The organism is Sphingomonas arvum (assembly GCF_026013565.1).
GTDB classification, from domain to species: domain Bacteria; phylum Pseudomonadota; class Alphaproteobacteria; order Sphingomonadales; family Sphingomonadaceae; genus Sphingomicrobium; species Sphingomicrobium arvum.
This window is the reverse complement of sequence record NZ_JAPDOB010000002.1, coordinates 687,284-705,562: the sequence shown is the minus strand read 5'-3', so window position 1 is coordinate 705,562 and position 18,279 is coordinate 687,284. Positions and strand designations below refer to the sequence as shown.

18 protein-coding genes are annotated in these 18,279 nt (G+C 67.7%); 5 read left to right on the top strand and 13 right to left on the bottom strand.

The genetic code is table 11. The annotated features are described in order from the left end of the window. Nucleotides 1-2: 2 nt before the first annotated feature. The 11 genes from OMW55_RS11010 to OMW55_RS10960 form a co-directional block, all read right to left on the bottom strand. Complete coding sequence (locus OMW55_RS11010) at nt 3-1,214, bottom strand: FtsW/RodA/SpoVE family cell cycle protein (protein ID WP_264883135.1); 1,212 nt, start codon at nt 1,212-1,214, stop codon at nt 3-5. Beyond that, a complete protein-coding gene (locus OMW55_RS11005) occupies nt 1,211-2,479 on the bottom strand; it encodes a Mur ligase family protein (protein WP_264883134.1) in 1,269 nt (422 codons plus the stop codon). Before OMW55_RS11005 ends, OMW55_RS11010 begins: the two co-directional genes overlap by 4 nt. Continuing rightward, complete coding sequence (gene mraY, locus OMW55_RS11000) at nt 2,476-3,546, bottom strand: phospho-N-acetylmuramoyl-pentapeptide-transferase (protein ID WP_264883132.1); 1,071 nt, start codon at nt 3,544-3,546, stop codon at nt 2,476-2,478. Before mraY ends, OMW55_RS11005 begins: the two co-directional genes overlap by 4 nt. Beyond that, nucleotides 3,546-4,943 carry a UDP-N-acetylmuramoyl-tripeptide--D-alanyl-D-alanine ligase gene (locus OMW55_RS10995; RefSeq protein WP_264883130.1) on the bottom strand — a complete coding sequence of 466 codons (1,398 nt, stop codon included), beginning with the start codon at nt 4,941-4,943 and terminating at the stop codon, nt 3,546-3,548. The genes mraY and OMW55_RS10995 overlap by 1 nt, the downstream gene beginning before the upstream one ends. Beyond that, a complete protein-coding gene (locus tag OMW55_RS10990) occupies nt 4,940-6,352 on the bottom strand; it encodes a UDP-N-acetylmuramoyl-L-alanyl-D-glutamate--2,6-diaminopimelate ligase (protein ID WP_264883988.1) in 1,413 nt (470 codons plus the stop codon). Before OMW55_RS10990 ends, OMW55_RS10995 begins: the two co-directional genes overlap by 4 nt. 5 nt (nt 6,353-6,357) lie before the next feature. Further along, the gene (locus OMW55_RS10985) at nt 6,358-8,064 is read right to left on the bottom strand and encodes a peptidoglycan D,D-transpeptidase FtsI family protein (protein WP_264883129.1); all 1,707 of its coding nucleotides are present in this window, start codon (nt 8,062-8,064) and stop codon (nt 6,358-6,360) included. Further along, nucleotides 8,061-8,834: a hypothetical protein gene (locus tag OMW55_RS10980; RefSeq protein WP_264883127.1), complete on the bottom strand. Its 774-nt coding sequence runs from the start codon at nt 8,832-8,834 to the stop codon at nt 8,061-8,063. Before OMW55_RS10980 ends, OMW55_RS10985 begins: the two co-directional genes overlap by 4 nt. Then, nucleotides 8,831-9,787 carry a 16S rRNA (cytosine(1402)-N(4))-methyltransferase RsmH gene (gene rsmH, locus OMW55_RS10975; RefSeq protein ID WP_264883125.1) on the bottom strand — a complete coding sequence of 319 codons (957 nt, stop codon included), beginning with the start codon at nt 9,785-9,787 and terminating at the stop codon, nt 8,831-8,833. The genes OMW55_RS10980 and rsmH overlap by 4 nt, the downstream gene beginning before the upstream one ends. Then, nucleotides 9,784-10,275 (bottom strand): division/cell wall cluster transcriptional repressor MraZ, encoded by a 492-nt coding sequence (locus OMW55_RS10970; protein ID WP_264883124.1) that lies wholly within the window; start codon nt 10,273-10,275, stop codon nt 9,784-9,786. Before OMW55_RS10970 ends, rsmH begins: the two co-directional genes overlap by 4 nt. 283 nt (nt 10,276-10,558) lie before the next feature. After that, a complete protein-coding gene (locus OMW55_RS10965) occupies nt 10,559-11,227 on the bottom strand; it encodes a GldG family protein (protein ID WP_264883122.1) in 669 nt (222 codons plus the stop codon). Between the two features lie 8 nt (nt 11,228-11,235). Then, nucleotides 11,236-11,439 (bottom strand): hypothetical protein, encoded by a 204-nt coding sequence (locus OMW55_RS10960; RefSeq protein WP_264883120.1) that lies wholly within the window; start codon nt 11,437-11,439, stop codon nt 11,236-11,238. 128 nt (nt 11,440-11,567) lie between these two features. Here OMW55_RS10960 and OMW55_RS10955 point away from each other — a divergent pair, with 128 nt between their 5' ends. The 5 genes from OMW55_RS10955 to OMW55_RS10935 all read left to right on the top strand — a co-directional run bounded on the left by OMW55_RS10955 (nt 11,568) and on the right by OMW55_RS10935 (nt 16,387). Beyond that, the gene (locus OMW55_RS10955; protein ID WP_264883119.1) at nt 11,568-11,969 is read left to right on the top strand and encodes a hypothetical protein; all 402 of its coding nucleotides are present in this window, start codon (nt 11,568-11,570) and stop codon (nt 11,967-11,969) included. An 84-nt stretch (nt 11,970-12,053) separates the two neighbouring features. Next, a complete protein-coding gene (gene purL, locus OMW55_RS10950; protein WP_264883117.1) occupies nt 12,054-14,330 on the top strand; it encodes a phosphoribosylformylglycinamidine synthase subunit PurL in 2,277 nt (758 codons plus the stop codon). A 47-nt stretch (nt 14,331-14,377) separates the two neighbouring features. Then, complete coding sequence (locus OMW55_RS10945) at nt 14,378-14,575, top strand: (2Fe-2S)-binding protein (RefSeq protein WP_264883987.1); 198 nt, start codon at nt 14,378-14,380, stop codon at nt 14,573-14,575. Between the two features lie 61 nt (nt 14,576-14,636). Continuing rightward, nucleotides 14,637-15,116, top strand: coding sequence for a bacterioferritin (gene bfr / locus OMW55_RS10940; RefSeq protein WP_264883116.1), 480 nt, complete (start codon nt 14,637-14,639; stop codon nt 15,114-15,116). 26 nt (nt 15,117-15,142) lie between these two features. Continuing rightward, entirely contained in the window at nt 15,143-16,387 is a 1,245-nt protein-coding gene (locus tag OMW55_RS10935) for a DUF418 domain-containing protein (RefSeq protein WP_264883115.1), read from the top strand. Here the strand turns inward: OMW55_RS10935 and OMW55_RS10930 are convergent. Together OMW55_RS10930 and der are read right to left on the bottom strand one after the other, a co-directional pair. Then, a complete protein-coding gene (locus tag OMW55_RS10930; RefSeq protein ID WP_264883114.1) occupies nt 16,384-16,845 on the bottom strand; it encodes an Hpt domain-containing protein in 462 nt (153 codons plus the stop codon). The two genes, OMW55_RS10935 and OMW55_RS10930, sit on opposite strands and share 4 nt — an antisense overlap. 34 nt (nt 16,846-16,879) lie before the next feature. Continuing rightward, nucleotides 16,880-18,241 (bottom strand): ribosome biogenesis GTPase Der, encoded by a 1,362-nt coding sequence (gene der, locus OMW55_RS10925; protein ID WP_264883112.1) that lies wholly within the window; start codon nt 18,239-18,241, stop codon nt 16,880-16,882. Nucleotides 18,242-18,279: the final 38 nt, after the last annotated feature.

Sequence of the window (18,279 nt, the reverse complement as noted above, 5' to 3'; positions counted from 1 at the left end):
GTCTAGCGGTCCCCGCTCCATTTCACGACGTAGGGCGAGCGCTTCAGATACGGGTTCCGCCGCGTAAAGGCGAGCAACAGTCCCATGCCGATGGACAAGGCGAGCATCGAGCTGCCGCCGTAGCTGATAAACGGCAAGGTCATCCCCTTGGAGGGGGCGAGCTGGACGTTGACCGCCATGTTGATCAGCGCCTGCAAACCGAACTGGGCGGCGAGGCCGGCAGCGGCGAGCAGGGCGAAGCTGTCCTCCTCGTCGAGCAGCTTGATCAACACGCGGACGACGATCGCCAGATAGATGGCCGCGATGGCGATGCAGGCAATGAGGCCGAACTCCTCGCCGATGACCGAGAAGATGTAGTCGGTGTGCGGCTCGGGCAGGCCGAACTTGCGGGTGCCGCCGCCCGGGCCCATGCCGAACAGACCGCCCGCGGTGAGCGTCCGCATGGCGTTCTCGACCTGGAAATTGTCCCCTTCGCCGAACAGGAAGCCGTCGATGCGGACGGTCGCGACGGGGTAGAAGAAGTAGGCCAGCACCACGCCGACCACTGCCGCCACGCTTAGGACGCCAAGGATGCGGAGGTTGAGGCCGGCCAGCGCGAGCATGGCGATCCACACCGAGCCGAAGATGATGGTCGAACCGAAGTCCGGCTGCATCATCAGCAGCGCGGCGACGAGGCCCGTAAGCCCGCCGCTAATCCAGAACACGGGCAGGCCCTTGTCCTTGTCCTTGAGGCTGAGCAGCCAGGCGGAGGCGACGATGAAGAAGGGCTTGAGGAACTCGGATGGCTGGACCTGGGCGAAGCCGACGCCGAGCCAGCGGCGGGCGCCGTTCACCTCGGGCCCGACCAGCGGCACGAAGATCAGTGCGACAATGCAGAGCCCGGCGCCGATCAGGCTCATCTTCTTCGCCCGCTCGCGCGGCATCATCGAGATGGCGATCATCACCGGGACTGAGACGCCGATCCAGATGATCTGGCGGTAGAAATAGTGGAGCGGCGCGAAGGTGACGGTGCCGCCCGAGTAGCGCTGCCCGGCGGCGGGCGAAGCAGCGGCCACGGCGATCAGGCCGATGCCGATCAGCACGGTGACCAGCAGCAGCAGCACCCGGTCGATCTCCCAGAACCAGCGGCCGGCCGTCGAGCGGTCGGAGCGGCCATAGCGGCTTGCGTCCATAAACGGCGCCGCTTTCAGCTTGCCTGCCAGCGTTGTGCTCATAAGTCCCCCACCAGCCTTTTGAAGGCGTCCCCGCGTGCTTCGAAGTCCCGGAACTGGTCAAACGACGCGCACGCCGGGGAGAGTAGAACAACCTCCCCGGCTTGTGAATCCGCCGCGGCGCCTTTCACCGCATTTTCAAGCGTTTCCGCTTCGGTGACCTGGACGCCACGGTCACGGAGCAGCCGGGCGAACATCGGGCCGGCCTCACCGATGGTGTAGGCATGGACGACGTGGTCGAGGTGGCGGGCGGTGTCGCCCAGCTCCTTGGTCTTAGCCTGGCCGCCGACGATCCACCGGATGCGCGGGTAAGCGGCGAGCGCGGGGGCAGCGGCTTCGGCGTTCGTGGCCTTGCTGTCGTTGACGAACATGACACCGTCGCGCTCGCGCACGCGCTCCATACGGTGAGCCAGGCCGGGGTAGCTGTAGAGAGCGCTGACGATCATAGTCGAGGACACGCCAAGCCACGCGGCGGCCTCGATCGCCGCAGCGGCATTCTCAACATTGTGCGGCCCTTGGAGCGCGGGCCAGTCGGCTCGCTCGATCCATTCCGGCAGCGCCAGCCCGTTGAACCCTGCTACGGGGTCGACGAGGCCTCGTTCGTACGTCTTCCAATCGACCAGTGCCGTCTGATCCGAAGACTGCATTGTGAATAAGCGCGCCTTGCTGGCGGCATAAGCTTCGAAGCTCTCGTACCGGTCGAGATGGTCGGGCGTGATGTTGAGCAGCACCGCCACGTCGCAATCGAGGCTCTGGGTCAGGTCGATCTGATAGCTCGATAGCTCCAGCACGTAGACGCCGCCGTCGGGCAACGGGTCCTGCGCGAGGATCGGCAAGCCGATGTTGCCGCCCATGGTGGTCGGAACGCCGGCGGTTGCAAGGATGTGATGGACCAGCGCGGTCGTGGTGCTCTTGCCGTTGGTGCCGGTGATCCCGACCACCTTGTGCGGCGGCAGTTCGGGGCGGGCGCGGGCGAAGAGTTCGACGTCGCCGATGATCTCGACACCCGTCCCACGCGCGCGGGCGGCGAGCGGGTGGGTGTTGAGGGGCACGCCCGGCGACACGACCAAGGAGTCGAACCGGCTCAGGTCGGCCGCGTTCAAGTCGAGTAGCTCGGCGCCTCCCGCTTGCGCCCTTGCCTCCTCCCGCTCGTCCCAGGCCGTAACCTTGGCACCACTTGCAACCAGCGCGCGGACCGTCGCCAGTCCGGAGCGGGCCAGGCCGTAGACTGCGTAGTGCTTTCCGGCCCAGGCCCGAGCCGTGATCACCGCAGCTTGAGGGTGCTGAGGCCGGCGAGCGCGAGGACGAAGGCGATGATCCAGAAGCGGATCACGACGGTCGGCTCGCTCCAGCCCTTGTGCTCGAAATGGTGGTGGATTGGAGCCATCAGGAAGACGCGTTTTCCCGTGCGCTTGTAGACGAACACCTGGATGATGACGCTCAAGGCCTCGACCACGAACAGGCCACCGATCACGGCCAGCACGAACTCGTGGTGGGTGGCGACAGCGACCGCCCCGAGGCCGCCGCCGAGCGCCAGGCTGCCGGTGTCGCCCATGAAAACGGCCGCCGGCGGCGCGTTGAACCACAGAAAGGCGAGGCAGGCGCCGACGATGGCGAGCAGCAGCACGGTAAGGTCACCTGTGCCGAGCACGTGCGGGATGCCGAGGTAGGTGGCGTAGCGCGCGTTGCCGACCAGGTAGGCGATCAGCACGAAGGCCAGCGACGCGATCACCACCGGCATGGTGGCCAGGCCGTCGAGCCCGTCGGTCAGGTTCACCGCGTTGCCGAACGCCACGATCACGAAGGCGCCGAAGATCACGTACAACCAGCTGATGTCACCGACCGACCCCTGCACGAACGGCAGGTAGAGGTTGGTGCCCGAATAGCGGACCATCAGCCAGGTGGCGAAGCCGGCGATCAGGAATTCGAGCGCCAGGCGGACCTTGCCGGGGATGCCGGCGTGGTGGGCCTTCTTGACCTTGTCATAGTCGTCGAGGAACCCGATCGCGCCGAACCCGAGCGTCACCGCCAGGCACGCCCAGACATAGGGGTTCGTCAGGTCCATCCATAGGAGGACGGAGATGGTAACGCTGACGAGGATCAGCAGGCCGCCCATGGTCGGTGTGCCGCGCTTGGCAAGGTGGGTCTGCGGCCCGTCGGCGCGGATCGGTTGGCCCTTGCCCTGGCGGACCCGGAGATAGTTGATGAACCACGGGCCTAGGAACAGGCCGATTGCCAGCGCCGTCGCAGTGGCGGCGCCGGCGCGGAAGCTGATGTAGCGAATGAGGTTGAGGAGGCCGGGAAAGCCGAGCGCCTCGGCCAGAATGTAGAGCATTAGGGCTGGAACCCCTTTCCGGCTGCGGCCCCTGCCATCCGCTCAACCAGTTTCGCAAGCCCCACGCCATTCGACGCCTTGACCAGCACGGCATCGCCGGGGCGGAGCGTGGCAAGCAGGACGTCGGTCGCGGTGGCTGCATCGGGGACGCGGGTCACGGGCAGCTCGCCGGTTAGCACCTGTTCGAGCGGAGCGGTGGCTTCGCCGACAAGGATCAGTTCGTCGACCTTGCTGGCGAGCACGTGCGGCGCGAGGGCGGCATGTTCGGCGTCGCTGTGCGCGCCCAACTCCAGCATGGTGCCGAGCACGGCCAGGCGGCGGCCGTCGACCGGCTCGGCCGCCAGGTTCTTGAGCGTCGCCGCCATGCTCGCCGGATTGGCATTGTAGCTCTCGTCGATCAGCAGCGCCTCGCCCCCATCTACCGTCACCCGGTGGCGCTCGCCCCGACCCTTGAGCCCGCCAAGATCGCCGAGCGCCAGCCCGGCCGCGGCGACGTCGGCCCCGACCGCCTCGACCGCGGCCAGCACGGCCAGGCTGTTCGACACCCAATGCTCACCAGGCTGGGCAATCGTGTAGGTGAGGTCGCTGCCGGTCAGCCGTGCGGTGACCAGACTGCCGCCGCCGTTCGCCCTGACGGCATGAATAGCGACCACGTCCGCATCGCCGCTGCCGAAGGTCACCACCCGCTCGGCACGGCGGCGGGCGGCCTCGACCAGCCGGTCGCGGTAAGGCGTATCGTTGGGGATGATGGCAATGCCGCCGGGCTCCAGCCCTTCGGCGATCTCCGCCTTGGCGTCCGCGATCGCCTCCATGGAGCCGAGATTCTCGATGTGCGCGGGCGCGATGGCGGTGATCAGGACGACATGCGGACGAACGAGCGCGGTGAGCGCGCGGATCTCCCCCGGGTTGTTCATGCCCATCTCGAACACGCCATAAACGCTGTCGCGCGGCATCCGGGCGAGGCTCAACGGCACACCGGTGTGATTGTTGTAGCTCTTCAAGGAGCGGTGGACCTGGCCGCGGTGGCGGCGCTCGAGTGCGGCGGCGAGCGCTTCCTTGGTGCTGGTCTTGCCGACCGAACCGGTAACGCCCAGCACCTTGCCGCTCATCCGGGCGCGTGCGGCGACCGCCAGCGCGGTGAGCGCTGCAGGGACGTCGTCTACCAGGACGTGCGGGCCGTCGACCGGCCGGCTGACCAGCGCTCCGGAAGCGCCCGCTGCGAACGCGCCGGGGACGAAGTCATGGCCGTCGGCGACGGTGCCGGGCATGGCGACGAACAGCCAGCCGGGCTCGACCTCGCGGCTGTCGAAGGTGATGCCAGTCGCCTCGAACAAGGCCGAGGCGCGACCGCCGGTGGCCGCCTCGATCTCGGCGGAGGTCCACAGCGGTTGGTTCACGCCGCGCACTCGCGCGCGACCTGGGCGTCGTCGAACGGCAGGGTCTGCTCCCCGATGATCTGCACCGTTTCATGTCCCTTGCCGGCCAGCAGGATGATATCGCCGCCGCGAGCTTCGGCGATGGCCGCCGCAATCGCATCACGCCGGCCGCCGATCTCCCGCGCGCCAGGGGCGCCGGCGAGCACCTCCGCGCGGATCGCGGCGGGATCCTCGCTGCGCGGATTGTCGTCCGTGACAATAACAAGGTCGCTGAGCCGTGCCGCAACCGCGCCCATTTCCGGGCGCTTGCCCTCGTCGCGGTCGCCGCCGGCCCCGAACAGGGTGATGAGGCGGCCTTCGACATGCGGGCGGAGCGCGGCGATGGCCGCCTCGATCGCGTCGGGCGTGTGGGCATAGTCGACATAGACCGGCGCGCCGGCGCGGGTGATCACCGCTCGCTCCAGCCGCCCGCGGACGGGGGCGAGGCGGCCCATGCCGGCGAAGGTCGCGGCCCACTCGCCGCCGGTGACCAGCACGAGGCCGGCGGCGGTCAGGACGTTCGCCGCCTGGTACGCGCCGATCAGCGGCAGCTTAAGGGTGTGGGACTTACCGGCATGGGTGAGCTGCAGGGTCTGGCCGAGCGGACTGGGAATTTGGCTGACGAGTTCGATGAGGCTGCCGCCCGGACCGACCGTCTCCACGCGGAGGCCACGGCGCCGAGCGCGCTCGGCGACTTCGGCGCTCTTCGGGTCGCCGCTCCAGACCACGGCCGCGCCGTCGGCGTCCACGACGCGCTCGAACAGCGCCAGCTTGGCCTCGAAGTAGGCCTCCATCGTGCCGTGGTAATCGAGGTGGTCGCGCGAGAAGTTGGTGAAGGCGGCGGCGCGGACTGGCAGGCCTTCGGTGCGATACTGGTCGAGGCCGTGGCTCGAGGCTTCGTAGGCGACGTGGCTGACGCCGAGCTTCTTCAGGCCCGCCATGTTGTGCAGGAAGGTGACGATGTCGGGGGTTGTGAGGCCCGTCTTCACCTGGTCGTCGGCGGTGGTCACGCCCAGCGTCCCAACCGACGCCGAGCGGTGCCCAGCCATGCGCCACAGCTGCCGGGTCATCTCGACCGTGGAGGTCTTGCCGTTAGTGCCGGTAACCGCGACCGTGACCTCAGGGTAAGGCGCGAAGAAACGTGCGGCGAGTTCGGCGAAGCGCCGGCGCGGCTCGGCGTCAGCGATGTGCAACGCGCCCTCGACGCGTGCCTCGGGCCGAGCGATCACCGCCACCGCGCCGCGCTCAACGGCGGCCGGGATGAAGTCCTCGCCGTTGCGCACGCTGCCGCGGAAGGCGCCAAAGACGTTGCCAATCTCGACCATGCGGTGGTCTATGGCGAATCCGGTTACCTCGCCCGTGCCGGTGCCGGCCAGTTCCTCCAGTCGCACCGGGCTCACTTCTTTTCGTGAACGAAGGGCAGCACTTCCGCCATGTTGGGCTCACGCTTGAGGTCCGGCCGCACGCCCAGCATGGGGGCGATCCGGGCGACAATCTTGCCGAAGGTCGGCGCCGAGTTCCAGCCGGCAGTCTTGAAACCGAAGGTCTCGGCCGTGGCTTTTGGCTCGTCCAGCATCACCACCATGGCATAGCGCGGCTGGTCCATCGGGAAGACGCCCGCGAAACTGGTGACGTTCAGGCCCGCCTTGGAATATCGGCCGTTGATGATCTTCTCGGCCGTGCCCGTCTTGCCCCCGACGCGGTATCCGGGCGCGTCGGCCTTCTTGCCCGTGCCCCTGGTTACGACCAGGCGCAGCAGCGAGCGCATCTTGTAGCTGGTCTCCTCGCTGAACACCCGGCGGCCGGGCGCAACGCCGTGGCCGGGGCCGACCTTCAGCAGGGTGGCGGGGCGATAAAGACCGCCGTTGAACAGCGTCGCATAGCCAGTGGCGAGGTGCAGCGGGGTGACGGCGATGGAGTGGCCGAAGCCAACGGTCATCACGTCGAGCGGGCTCCATTCGCGCGGGTAGAGCGCGCGGCCACGTTCCTTCAGTTCGACGCTGATGGGATCGAGAAAACCCATCGCCTTCAGAAAACGCTTCTGGTCGGTGGCGCCAACCTGTGCGGCGATCTGCGCCGTGCCGATGTTGGAGCTTTCCATCATGATCTCGGCGACCGAGCAGTTGCGGCCGAACGGATGGGTGTCGGTGATGGTCCGGCCATAGGCCTTGAGCGCCAACGGACAGGAATAGATCTGGCCCATGGAACGGACCTTGCCGGTATCGAGCGCCATGGCGACGGTAAACGGCTTGAAGGTCGAACCCAGCTCCCACACGCCCTGGGTCGCGCGGTTGAAGCGGGCGTCCGGGTCGGAGTTGCCGGCGACATTCGGGTTAAGCTGCGGCAAGGAGGTCAGCGCCAGCACCTCGCCCGTGTTGATGTCGATCACCACGCCGGCCGCGCCCAGCGCCGAGAAGTGCGTCTTCGCTTCCAGCAGCTCATGCTCGAGCGCCTGCTGGACCCCGCTGCTGATCGACAGGGTCAGCGCCTGCCCGCGGGTGGCCGGGTTGGTCAGCTGCTCGTCAAAGGCGCGCTCGACGCCGGCGGCGCCATGGCCGTCGATGTCCGTGAAGCCCAGCACGTGCGCCGCGAGGTCGGTCTGCGGGTACAGCCGGTCGGGCTCGCGGCTGAGCGCCAGGCCAGGCTCGCCCAGCGCATTGATCTGCTCGACCAGGCTCGGCGAAGCGCGACGGCGCAGATAGATGAAGCTCTTGTCCGACCGGAGCAGCTGCAGCCACGCCGCCTCGTCATGCTCCGGCATCAGCGCCGCCAGCTTGCGGGCGAGTTCCAGCTTGTCGCCGATCACCTTGGCCGGCTGCAACGCCACGGTCCACGCATCGATGGTGCGGGCGAGCGGCTGCCCGTCGCGATCGACAATGTCGCCGCGCGGCGGGACCAGGTTCGTGACCAGCGTCTTGCGTCCGGCATGATCGCCAAATGCCGCCAGGTAGAACAAGCGCAGCATAATGACCGCGATGATGCCCGCGAACAGCAGCATGCCGAACATCAGCCGCTGGTGCATGACGGCCAGGGTCTGACGGCGCTGGCCGACCAGGCGGAGCCGCTCGGGCCGGGGGACGAGAGCGGGCGTCGGCGCGTTCATCGTTTGGTGCCGGCTTCCTTGGTCTTGGTCGAAGGTAGGGGTGGCTTGGGCTTGGTCGGCGTGGCGCTGGCGAGCTTCGGCTTGGGCGCGGCGGTCGGAGCCACCTTAGGCTTGAGCGTCGTCGGCGCCGCCGCCGTCTTCGGCTTGGGCGTGACCTTCACGGCCGGGACGACGGTGGCCGTCGCCTTGCCCTTCGAGTCGCCCGACAGGCTAGCAGTCCGAGGCGCGGGCGCGGGAGTGACGATCCGCCGAACGAGCGGCTTTTCCACAACTTTCTGCGGCGTAGGGTCCGGCAGGTCACGCTTAAGACTGGCGACATGCATCAGGTCCGTCGGCGAAGTCGAGCGCGGCTGGACAGGCGCTGTCGCCAGTGCGGGCGCGGGGAGCGTCGGACCGTCCTGGTCCACTATCGGCTGACTGCGAACAGGCGCGGGTGCAGAGGCCAGCACGACCGGCGCCGAGGGATCGATGACCTTCTTGGGCGCGGTCAGGGTGGCGAGCTGGAAGCTGCCTTCCAGGAACTGGTTAGCTTTGGGCGCGGACAGGGCCAGCACCTTTACGTTCCACTGCTCCAACTGGGCGAGGCGGCCGCGGGTGCCGATCTCCGTCTGCAGCAGGCGGATGTCGCGCTGGGCCAGCACGATGCGGGTCTCGACATCCTCAAGCTGGGCACGCTCGGACGCGACCTTGAGGTTTACCATGTAGCAGCCGAGCGCAGTGGCGGCGATGCCGGCCACCCAGCCGACGGACCGGAAGCTCTTCGCGCTCATGCGGCCATCTCCTGCCAGGCGGGGGCGTCGGTTCGGACGGCGCTGCGCAGCCGGGCGGAGCGCGCGCGTGGGTTGGCGAGAAGCTCGGCCTCGCCCGGCGCAACCGGCTTGGCAACGGCGGTGAAGGTGGCTGCCGGGCCGGCCGCGGCATCAGGACGATGCCGCGAGCCGGCCGGCGCCGCCCCGCTGCGGTCTCGCAGAAAACGCTTCACGATACGGTCCTCGAGGGAGTGAAAGGTGACCACGGCCAGCCGCCCGCCGGGGCGGAGCGCGCGCTCCGCGGCCCGCAAGCCCTGCTCCAGCTCGTCGAGCTCGGCGTTGAGGTGGATGCGGATGGCCTGGAAGGTGCGGGTCGCCGGGTCGGTCTTCATGCCCGAGTGGTGGCCCAGCGCCTTGCGCACGACGGCGGCGAGCTCGCCGGTGCGGGTCAGTGGCCGGGCCGCCACGATGGCGCGGGCAATCGTGCGGGCCCGCGGCTCCTCGCCATATTCGCGGACCACGCGCGCGATCTCGGCTTCGTCCGCCCCGTTGAGGAAGTCGGCGGCGGTCTGGCCGTCCTGGCTCATCCGCATGTCGAGCGGGCCGTCCTTCCCGAAAGAAAAACCGCGCTCCGCCTGGTCCAGCTGCATGGAAGATACGCCGATGTCGAGCGTGACGCCGTCAACTGGCAGCAGGCCGTGCTCGGCGAGCACCTCGGCCATGCGGCTGAAGCGATCGTGGATCAGGGTCAGCCGGGGGTCTGGGACGAGTGACGGCCCGTTCATGATCGCCGAGGGGTCGCGATCCAGGCCAATCACTCGTCCCGCCCCCGCCCCGAGCATGGCGCGCGTATAGCCGCCAGCCCCGAACGTGCCGTCGACATGCGTCTCGCCCGGAACAATGGCGAGCGCCGCGACGACTTCATCGACCAGTACCGGCACGTGGGCCTGAGCGGGGCTGGGGACAGTGCTCACGCGCTGATTCCCCGCTCTTCGAGCCGGTAACGGCAGATGTCCTTGAGATCCTCGGGGATGTTGTGGTCCCCAAGGAGCGTTTGCGGGTTCCAGATCTGAAAGGTCTCCCCCGTGCCCAGGAACAGGGCGAGGTCGGCGATGCCACCCTTGCGGCGCATCATCGGCGGCAGCAGCACTCGGCCGGAACTGTCGTACGGCACCTCTTCGGTCGCCGCGAACGCCATCAGGTTGCGCTGCTGGTAGACCAGCTGCGCGTCTGCATTCTCTTCCTGCTTCTCCAGCAGTCGCTCCAGCTTGGCGTGCTTCAGCGCCGCGTAGGCGGGATCATACGCGTCGAGGCAGGCGAACTGGCTGTGCTTGGCAAGAACGATGGTGCGGGCATCACCGCGGCGCTCGATCACCGTGCGCAGGAAGGCGGGCACGGAGACGCGCCCCTTGGCGTCCACCGCGTTGAGCGCACTGCCTTGAAACAGGTGCTCCAATGCCACCGCGAACCACTCCCGCCGCGCGCAGGCAAAGGACCCCGTTCGCCGGAATCACGGGGTTAGCCGTGCTCCCGGCGCTGTGTGACCGATTCTAGGTCAGCCCCGCGCTGCCATGTGTGTAACTCGGGTGGGCATGGGTGACAATGGGATTTGATGGGATTTGATGGGCTATCGTGCGTTTTCGCGGATTTCTGCGGCTTCCGGAGCACAACAGGACGGTTCCGCACAGCTGTGCACGGTTTGTTAACTCCTGTGGATAAGCCTGTGCGGAAAGACTCGGGAATGCCTAGCGCTTGAGCTGCTCGAGCTGCTCGGCCAGCGCCTCCGGACCCGCGGCCGACCTCAGGAAATCGGCATCCGCGACCACGACCGCCCGTCCCTTGCCCAGTCCACAGGCTGCGCTGTGACGGTCCGGCGAGATCCGGCACTTACCCCCAGTTCCGTTCAGCGTGCCCGGGGATGGCGTAGCAACGGCCTGCCCGGCCAGCGTCAGCATTGCCGCTCGGGAGCTGTCAGGGCGTTCGAGCCTGAGGCCCCAGTGCGCCAGCAGCCCAGTGTCGGCATATTCATAGGGAGGGCGCTGCGGATCGCCCAGCGGCAGGTCGGTCGGCCAGCTTAGCAGCGGGTCCGCCAGCAGCACGAGCCGGCCGCCGGCCCTCACCCATTCATCGAGCGCAACCAACCGCCCGGCCGTCAGCGCCCGCGGCTGCGCGGCCAGCAGCAGCCGCGCGGTCCCGAGCTGCTCGGGACCGTCGACCAGCCGGACTTGGTAGTCGCGCTCGAGGCGGGCAATCACCGGGTGCTTGGCCGCTTCGAGGCTGAACCCCTCCCCAAACACCAGCGGCAATCCGGTCAGGAGGGCGAGCTGCGGCTGGGGAACGGCCTCTCCATGGCGGGTCTGTCGGTGTTCCTGGCGTTGGCAGGACAGCAGTAGCAGCGCGGCCAGCGCCGCCACGCCCGACCTCACTGTGCGCCGTTGGCGGCCGCGTTCTCGCCGTCGCTCTGACCGGGGGCGACCCCCAGCTCGCCGAGCGGATCGCTGGGCTGCGCGGCGTTGACCGCGTTGGAGTCGTCGGCCGCGCCGCTACTGCGGATGATGGCCGTGCCCAGCAGGACGATCAGAAACACCAGGGCGAGCCCGGTCAGGCCGTAGCGGATACGCTGCATGTTATCCAAAGCCGCTGTTGCCCTCCGCCCCCGAAGCATTGGCAGACTATGCCCCTCTTTGGTGCAATGCAAACTCGGGGCCCGATCAGCCATTGACCGTTCATCTCGCAACCGCGAAAGCGCCCGCCATGAACCGTACCCTTCTCCTCCTCCCGGTCGCCGCCGCCCTCGCGCTTGCGGCCTGCAACAACGACGATCATACCATCGTGCAGAACGGCCCCGCCGACCCGATGGCCAATGAGCTGAAGAACGCTCCGCCGGTGGAATTGCCGCCGTCGATCGCTGCCAGCAAGATTTACCGCTGCAAGGACAACAGCCTTGTCTACCTCGACTGGCTTGAGAAGAACGGCCAGCCGGCTGGCGCGAATTTCCGCACCGAGAGGACCGGCACGCCGACCCAGCTGCTGCCGGGCGCCGACGGCAAGGCGCCGTTCACCGCCGCTGGCGGCTACAGCCTTGCCGGCACCTCCGCGGCGTCCAGCATCACGCTGGAGCGCCCCGGCAAGGGATCGCAGAGCTGCAAGGCTTAAGCGCACCGCATCACCAGCTTCCACGAACCCTCGGCCCGACGGCCGGGGGTTTTTCTTTGCCCGTGGCCCGTCTATCCGCCGCTCATGCCAGAGATCACGCCCGAGATCGTCGCCGAGCACGGCCTGTCCCCGGAAGAATATGAGCGGTTGCTCCACGCGCTGGGCCGCGAGCCGAACCTGACCGAGCTCGGCATCTTCTCGGTCATGTGGTCGGAGCATTGCTCCTACAAATCCTCCCGCATTCACCTGAAAAAATTGCCGACTGAGGCGCCGTGGGTGATCTGCGGCCCAGGCGAGAATGCTGGCGTGATCGACATCGGCGACGGGGACGCCGCCATCTTCAAGATGGAGTCGCACAACCACCCGAGCTACATCGAGCCCTACCAAGGCGCGGCGACGGGCGTTGGCGGCATCCTCCGCGACGTGTTCACCATGGGTGCGCGGCCGGTCGCCAACCTTAACGCGCTCCGCTTCGGCCGGCCCGACCATCCCAAGATGCGCCACCTGATCAGCGGCGTGGTCCACGGCATCGGCGGCTACGGCAATTGCGTTGGCGTGCCGACGGTCGGCGGCGAGGTGAGCTTCGACCCCGCCTACGACGGCAACATCCTGGTCAACGCCATGACCGTCGGTGTCGCTAAGACCGACAAGATCTTCTACTCGGCCGCCGCCGGGGTCGGGAACCCTGTCGTGTACGTCGGCAGCAAGACGGGCCGCGACGGCATCCATGGCGCGACCATGGCTAGCGCCGACTTCGGCGAGGACAGCGAGGAGAAGCGCCCCACCGTGCAGGTCGGCGACCCGTTCACGGAAAAGCTGCTGATTGAGGCCTGCCTGGAGCTGATGGCGTCCGACGCGATCGTCGCCATCCAGGACATGGGCGCGGCCGGGCTCACCTCCTCGAGCGTCGAGATGGCATCGAAGGGCGGCGTCGGCATCAAGCTGGTGATGGACCAGGTGCCCTGCCGCGAAGAGGGCATGACGCCCTACGAGATGATGCTCTCCGAGAGCCAGGAGCGCATGCTGATGGTGCTGAAGCCCGGCCGGGAGGCGGAGGCAGAAGCGATCTTCCGCAAATGGGAGCTGGACTTCGCGGTTATCGGCGAAGTCACCGACACTGGCCGCATGGAGCTGGTCTGGCGGGGCGAGACCGTTGCTGACATTCCACTGGGGCCGCTGGCGGACGAAGCGCCGCTCTACGACCGGCCGCACCTCACCCAGGAGGAATACAAAGCCTGGGCGCAGGTGAAGCCGCTGGGCGAGTTGCCGGAGAGCACGGACATTGCCGGCGACCTCCTCAAGCTCATGGGCTCACCCCACCTCGCCAGCCGGCGTTGGATCTGGGAGCAGTACGACACGCAGGTTGGCGGCGACACGGTGCAGCGGCCGGGCGGCGACGCGGCGGTGGTCCGGGTGCACGGGTCGGACAAGGCGCTGGCGATGACCACCGACTGCACGCCGCGCTATTGCTATGCCGACCCCGTCGAGGGCGGCAAGCAGGCCATCGCGGAGACCTATCGCAACCTGTCGGCCGTGGGCGCGACGCCGCTCGCCGTGACCAATTGCCTCAACTTCGCCAACCCCCAGCGGCCGGAGATCATGGCCCAGATCGTCGGCTGCCTGGAGGGTATGAGCGAGGCCTGCCGCGCGCTCGACTTTCCGATCGTGAGCGGCAACGTCAGCCTGTACAACGAGAGCAAGGCGACTGGCGGCGGAAGCGCCATCCTGCCGACGCCGGCGATCGGTGCGGTCGGCCTGATGCCTGACTGGCGCAAGAGCGCGACCATTGCCTTCAAGAACGAAGGCGACACCATCTGCCTCGTCGGCGGCCGACGCAACGACGGCAATGGTCACCTCGGCCAGTCGCTGTGGCTGCGGGAGATCGCCGGGCAGCAGGCCGGCGCTCCGCCGGAAGTCGATCTCGATCATGAGCTGGTCGTTGGAGCGCTGGTCCGCGACCTGATCGACCAAGGCATGGTCACCGCCGTTCACGACGTGTCGGACGGCGGTTCGGCGGTCGCGCTTACGGAAATGGCGCTGGCCGGCAACCTTGGCGCCGAGGTGCTGCTGTGGGAGCCGTTTACCGCCGATGCCTTTGGCGAGGACCAAGGGCTCTACATCGTCACCGTCGCCGATGATGAGCAGATGTCCGCCCTCACGGCGCTGGAAGAAGCGTGCGATGCAGCGGGCGTGCAATGCGCCATCATCGGCGCAGTTGGCGGCGACAGCATCAAGTTCGTCGATGTGAAGGAATGGGAGGCCGATCGCTTCGACGGCCTGTCGGAGGTCTCGCTGGCCGAACTCCGCACCGCGCACGAAGGCTTCTTCCCCAGGCTGATGAACGGCGAGCTGGCGGCCTGAACTACTCGCTATTGCAAATCATTCGCAGTGCGGGCATTCTGCTCCGCATGATCGTCTGCGTCTGCAATGCGATTCGCGAAGAGCAGCTGCGGGCCGCCACCCGGCAGGGTGCGCGCTCGCCGGGCTCGGCCTACGCGCGGCTCGGCTGCAAGGCCAAGTGCGGCACCTGCCTGCCGTTCGCCCGCCAGATCATTGAGGACGAGCGCGCCCGCACCGAGCAGCTGCCGGCCGCCAACGCCGCCTGAGCGCCGGCCCTTCGTTCCGCGGCCGACTTGCGGTAAGAGGCCGCTCAAAGGGGACATGGGCATGAAGGGCGACCCGAAGGTCATCGAATTGTTGAACGAGGCGCTCAAGGCTGAGCTGACCGCGATCAACCAATATTGGCTGCACTACCGGCTGCTGGAGCATTGGGGCATCGCCAAGCTGGCCCAGTATGAGCGGCACGAGTCCATCGACGAGATGAAGCATGCCGACCGCTTTGCCGAGCGCATCCTGTTCCTCGACGGCCTGCCCAATTTCCAGCTGCTCGGCCGCCTGCGGATTGGCGAGACGGTTGAGGAGATACTCCGCGCCGACCTAGACGCCGAGGTCGAGGCGGTGAGCATGTACCGCGAGGCGGTGGCCTACTGTGAAGGCGTCCGCGACTATGTCAGCCGCGACCTGTTCGCCGAAGTGCTGCGCGACGAGGAAAGCCATGTCGACCATCTCGAGACCCAGTTCGAGATGATCGAGCGCATGGGCCTGCCCAACTACATCCAGCTGCAGAGCGAGGCGGCCGAAGCCTGAGCGCCGGCGCGGGCAAGGGGGGACGCGTGGCGAGCACGACGAGCGAGCGCATCTTCACCCTGGACGTGATCCGGGGCGTGGCCGTGATGGGCATCTTCTCGGTCAACGTGATCGCCTTTGCGATGTTCGAGGGCGCCTACTTCAACCCCGGCGCTTACGGCGGGCACACCGGTGCCGACCTTTTCCTGTGGGCGGCGAACCTGGTGCTGGTCGACGGCAAGATGCGCAGCCTGTTTTCCATGCTGTTCGGCGCCTCCACCCTGCTGGTGATTGAGCGAGCGGAGGCGAGCAGCATTCCCGGGGCAGCGACCCATATTCGGCGCATGGCAGTGCTGCTGCTGTTCGGCCTTGCCCACTACTACCTGGTCTGGTTCGGTGACATCCTAGTCGGCTACGCGCTGGTGGGGCTGGTCGCCTTTCTCTTCCGCCGCCGCCCGGCCCACCAGTTGTTCGTGCTCGGCTGCCTGTTCATCGTTCTCAACATGGTGCTGTTCAGCCTGCTGGTGAGCCACATGATCCAGCTCGACCACGCTGCCCACGCCACCGGCGCCACCGCTGAGCAGGTCCGCGGCTGGAACGACTTCGGGCGCATGTTCTACCCCTTTCCCACCGATGTCGCGAAGGACCTGGCGCTCTACCGCGGGAGCTTCGGCGGACGCCTGCACGAGATGGTCACCGTCAGGCTGACGGAGCCGATCAGGGGGACGTTGTTCTTCGGCTGGGAGACGCTCGGCCTGATGCTGCTCGGCATGGCGGCGTACAAGAGTGGCTTCCTGAACGGCAGCTGGGACGACCGCAGCTACCGCAAGGTGGCCGGCTGGTGCCTGGGGGTCGGCGCGCTGGCCTTTTCGGCACTAGCGGCTGCCGACCTCGCCAGCCGGTTCTATGTCCCGACGCTGTTCGGCGGCTTCCTGGTCGCCACCGGGCCGTTCCGCGTGGCGATGGCGTTTGGCTACGCGGCGCTGATCATCCTGTTGTCGCGGCGCATGGGACCCTGGTCGCAGCGCGTTGCGGCCGCGGGTCGCTGCGCCTTCTCCAACTATCTCGGCACGAGCATTGTCGCGGCGTTCGTCTTCTATGGCTGGGGCCTAGGCTTGTACGGCCATGTTTCGCGGTTCGAGGCATGGCTGCTGGTACCGCTGGTGTGGCTGGCCATGCTCCTCTGGTCCATGCCATGGCTCGAACGCTTCCGCTATGGTCCGTTCGAATGGGCGTGGCGGACGCTCAGCCGGCTGCAGCTGCAGCCGATGCGCAAGCCGCTGCCGACCTAGAGCCGGCCGAAGCCCTGGTTGGTCGCCTTGCGCCCGAAGCCGCCCGGGCTCGCCCGTCGGCTGAGCAGCGGGTTGGTGGCCTTGTCGAACAGCGTCACCGTCTCGGAGAACAGGCGGCGCAGCTCTACCACCTGTGGCACTAGCTCGTCCGGGAAACGCCGGGTCTCGACGCACAGGCGCGCGGTGCTTTCGATCAGCTCGGCGATGGACGCCAGCGGCTCGGCCCCGAACTGACGCGCCTCGCCCTTGATGGTATGGGCCGGGCGCACCAGCGCCGCCGCATCCTGCGCGTGCATGGCCTGCTCGATCTGCGCGACCGACTTCACCCCATCCTCGCGGAAATAGCCGAGGATGCGGATGAACCCCGGGCCCAGCTCGGCCCGGCTCTTCTCGAAATGTGCCCAGTCGACGATGCCGCCGGCATCCGCGTCACGGCCAGGGTTGTCGCTACTGTCCACCGACACCTTGTAGGATGAAAGGGTAAAAGGCCGGTTAGCGGTCGAACGGATTCTTCGGTGCGCGCATGGTCATGCGCAGCGGCACCGGACCCAGTTCCAAGTCGCGTCGCATGCTGTTCAGCAGGTAGCGGCGGTAGCTTTCCGGCAGCTGGTCGACCCGGGTCCCAAACACCACGAAGCTGGGCGGCCGGGTCTTCACCTGAGTGATGTAACGCAGCTTGATCCGCTTGCCGCCGGGCGCGGGCGGCGGGTTCTGCTCGACCGCGCGCTCGAACCAGCGGTTGAGTTCGCCAGTGGTGACGCGCCGGCTCCACGAGGCGCGCAGCTCGAAGGCGGCGCCGAGCAGCTGGTCGATGCCCTTGCCCGTGATCGCCGATACGGTCAGCACCGGTACGCCCTTCAGCTGCGACAGGCCCTCTTCCAGCGCAGCCTTGACCCCGTTGAACAGCGACGAGGCATGTTCCGCCACGTCCCACTTGTTCAAGGCGATGACCAGCGCGCGGCCTTCCTCGATCACCTGGTCGGCGATGCGGAGGTCCTGCGCCTCCAAGCCGCGAGTGGCGTCGAGCAGCAGCACGACGACCTCGGCCATGTCGATCGAGCGGCGGGTATCCATGGCGCTCAGCCGCTCGAGCTTGTCCTCGACCTTGGCCCGCTTGCGCAGGCCCGCGGTGTCGACCAGGCGCACCTTCTTGAGAGTCCCGTCAGGGCTGGGCCACTCCCAGTCCAGCGCGATACTGTCGCGGGTGATGCCGGCCTCGGGACCGGTGATCATGCGTTCCTCGCCCAGCATCTTGTTGACCAGCGTCGACTTCCCCGCATTCGGGCGGCCGACGATGGCAATGTGGAGCGGCCGGTCCGGACTTTCCTCGTCCTCCTCCGGCTCCTCCACTTCTTCGCGCTCGATGAACGGGCGCAGCGATTCGAACAGGTCGACCACCCCCTCGCCATGTTCGGCCGAGATGGCGATCGGTTCGCCCAGGCCGAGCGAAAAGGCCTCAAGCCGGCCGGTCTCGCCCTGCCGCCCTTCGGCCTTGTTGACCGCGATCACCACCGGCGCATCCTCGGCGCGCAGCCAGTTGGCGATCTCCTCGTCCAGGGGCGTGACGCCCTCGCGCGCGTCGATAAGGAACAGGGCGACGTCCGCCTCCCGCACGGCCGCTTCGGTCTGCTGGCGCATTCGGCCCGGCAGGCTGGCTGGGTCCTCGTCCTCGAAGCCGGCAGTGTCGATCACCCGGAACTCCAGGTCGAGCAGCTTGCCGTCGCCCTCGCGCCGGTCGCGCGTGACACCGGGCCGGTCATCGACCAGTGCCAGGCGCTTGCCGACCAGGCGGTTGAACAGCGTGGACTTGCCGACGTTGGGACGGCCGACGATGGCGACGGTGGGATGGGGCATGGCGCTCCTCTAGCGGCGGGAGGCGCGCCGAGTCACGG